This is a genomic window from Haladaptatus ordinarius (assembly GCF_054177595.1).
In genome coordinates this window covers 1-2,759 of the sequence record NZ_JBPEHH010000227.1, presented here as the reverse complement: position 1 = coordinate 2,759, position 2,759 = coordinate 1, and the positions used below count along the sequence as shown (strand labels likewise).

The window sequence follows — 2,759 nt, the reverse complement described above, 5'->3', positions numbered from 1 at the left end:
TGGAGACGAAGAGTAACACTTCTTCACAAACAGTTTCTCTCGACAGTCTCACTGGGAACAATTCTGAGCAGTGTATCAGCTGTCTGGTGGTTTGTAGCTATCGAGATCCCGAAAACGTGGGTCACTCGATTCTCTCTCGCGCCGCCGCGACGACCAGCGGAAGCGTGATGGTCGCGTCGGCGTACACGCTCACATTCCGGGCCGACTTCTCGAGTTTGCCCCACGAGCGCGCTTCGTCCAGCGTCGCTCCCGAGAGCCCACCCGTCTCAGGTGGGTCCATCGTCAGCTGAACGCCGTAATCGTAGGCCGAGGGCGAGACGAGCATGGTCTGGAGGACGTAGTTCTTGGGGACACCGCCGCCGACAACCATCGCGCCGGACTTCTCGGCTTCGAACGCGAGGTCGGTGAGGTGGGTCATGTCTTTCAGGGCGTCCAGGGTGAAATCGGAGGTCTGGGAGTACATCCACGCCTGCAGTCCGAGCACCGAATCCTGCACGGCCGGGCAGTAGATGGGCACGTCGTTCTCGTAGGCCGCCGCAGCGATTCCGGCGTCCTCCTCGATACCCTCGCGCTGGTTGACCTCGCTGTTGGCGCGACCCAGTTCCTCGGTCATGCGCTGGATGCTCACCGTCTCCTCGATGTTGGGGAAGACCTCGGAGCGCAGGTGAGACTCGAACAGCGCGAAATGCTCCTGTGGCAGATAGACGTTGTAGATGCGGTCTATCTCCTCGTCGCGCAACTGCTCGTCGTGCTCGCGCATCGACTTGTCGTGTTGTTCGTCCCTTCCATGTTCACGCGAGTTTTGCGAGTGTGAGCAGGAAGGGTGTGCCCTTCCGTGATGGTGTTTGCCGCCGATGCCCTCGATGGCGTCGTGAGTGAGGTTCGCGCCCGTCGTCACCAGTGCGTCGATGTGCCCGTCACGGATGAGGTCGGCGACGATGCGGCGCATTCCGGTCGGAACCATCGCGCCCGCGAGCCCGAAGAAGCTGGTAACGTCCTCGCCCAGCATCTCTGCGTAGATGTCCACGGCTTCGTGGAGGTTCGCCGCGCCCACGCCCGCGGAGCCGTACTCGTCGGCCAGTTCACCGACGGTCATTCCGGCGCGGACTTCCGCGTGGGCAATGGGGTCGTGGTGGAACTCCTCACGATGGGCGTGCCGTTCGTCCTGGGGGTGTCCGCCGTGCTCGTCGCGCTCGTCGTGGCCTTCCTCGCCGTGCGCTCTCTCGTCGTGGTCGTCGTTCATACGCCACTCTGTCGCGTGCAGGTGGTTCAATGCCTCGATTAGAAACTGTGTTGCCGACTGCCACGAGGGCGCGCGTGACGCCGGGTCAGACGCCAGAGACGCTTCGATTAGCCGCAACCCGAAGGCTCGGCTATCGGGGCCGGTCGGCGGCGGCCCGTGCCCGGCGAGACCGGAGCGTGACCCAAATGGCTCCGGCGGTCCTCTCGGGCCGTTGATACCCGCAGGACACGTCCCACACCTCGTAGCGCCCCCTTTTAATACCTCCTTTTTCGACGAAAACGTATGACTTGCCGTGAAAAATCAGTCGGGATGACTGTGTAGTTACAGACCAGTCGGCACGTCCAGGAACGTCGTCTCCAGTCCCCACTCGTCGGCGAGCGACCGGAGCGACTGCACGCCGAACGTCTCGGTCGCGTAGTGGCCCGCGAGAAAGACGTTGATGCCTGCCTCGCGCGCTTCGTGGTATACCTTCTGTTTGCCCTCACCCGTAATCAGCGCGTCCGCCCCCACTGCCGCCGCTTCGTCCAGCCAGTCGACCCCGCTCCCGGTGACGATGGCGACGTCTTCGACCGTCTCCGGGCCGAAATCCAGCACCCGTACGTCTCGTCCGCCGGTGTCGAGTTCACTCGCCAACAGGTCGTGAATCTCCTCGACCGTGAACGCGCCACTGCCTCGCTGGCCGATATGCTCCGACCCCATCTGGCCGAATGGTTCGCGCGCGTCGAGGCCGAGCAGATCTGCGACCCCCGCCGCATTGCCGAGTTCGGGGTGCGAATCGAGGGGGAGATGCGAGACGTACAGCGCCACGTCGTTCTCGACGAGCGGTGCGATTCGGTGGTACTGGTGGCCGGTCACGCGCTCGATGCCCCCCCACGAGAGGCCGTGGTGGACGACCAGCAGGTCTGCACCCCACTCCACCGCCGCCTCGACCGTCTGTTCTGCGGCGTCCACGGCGAAGGCGACGCGCTCTCCGTCGAAGTCGTCCGGGCCGACCTGGAGGCCGTTCGCACTGGCGTCCACGTCTGCGAAGTCGGTCGTCCTGAGTCGGTCGTCGTATCGGTCGGTGAGTTCGGCGAGGTCCATGTCACATCGTCGGTGGGCGCACGGTTTGTATTCCCCGCCTTTCGCTCGTCGGGCGCGTCGCTCTTCTCGTCGTTCGCCGTTCTCCATCCCACCGGCGACGAAAATCGTCGAACTGCCATCACTGTTAAACCGCGGCGTGGTCAATCCTTACTCCCCGTTTCGGGGACGAGCGGTAATCGAGGTGTTTCACGATGGGCAAGTTCCGAAAAGCTATGTTTGCGTGGCGACGCCTGCCACGACGGTTCAGGCGACGTATCGTGAAGAAAGTACGGCGCGTGCTCTAAGTGAGCGCCCCGCTGCTCGGTTTTCTGACGCGCTCATCTGTAGAAGTCAGTACTTAGGATCTGCTCGAACCAGTCGTCGGTGTTGAGGATCCAGCCCAAGAAGTTTAGATAGCCCTGTAAGTGGTGTTTTGAGACGCCTCGGAACCTTC

Annotated in this window: 2 protein-coding genes and 1 pseudogene; all 3 read right to left on the bottom strand. The window is 63.0% G+C overall.

Annotation, left to right across the window (positions count from 1 at the left end; all coding sequences use genetic code 11):
* Positions 1–121 precede the first annotated feature (121 nt).
* The gene (locus tag ACR3FF_RS26675) at positions 122–1,243 is read right to left on the bottom strand and encodes a deoxyhypusine synthase (protein WP_458191096.1); all 1,122 of its coding nucleotides are present in this window, start codon (positions 1,241–1,243) and stop codon (positions 122–124) included.
* Positions 1,244–1,564: 321 nt separating this feature from the next.
* Positions 1,565–2,326: a Nif3-like dinuclear metal center hexameric protein gene (locus ACR3FF_RS26670; RefSeq protein ID WP_458191097.1), complete on the bottom strand. Its 762-nt coding sequence runs from the start codon at positions 2,324–2,326 to the stop codon at positions 1,565–1,567.
* Between the two features lie 317 nt (positions 2,327–2,643).
* Positions 2,644–2,759: pseudogene (locus tag ACR3FF_RS26665) on the bottom strand (IS1595-like element ISHti5 family transposase); the annotation flags it as partial.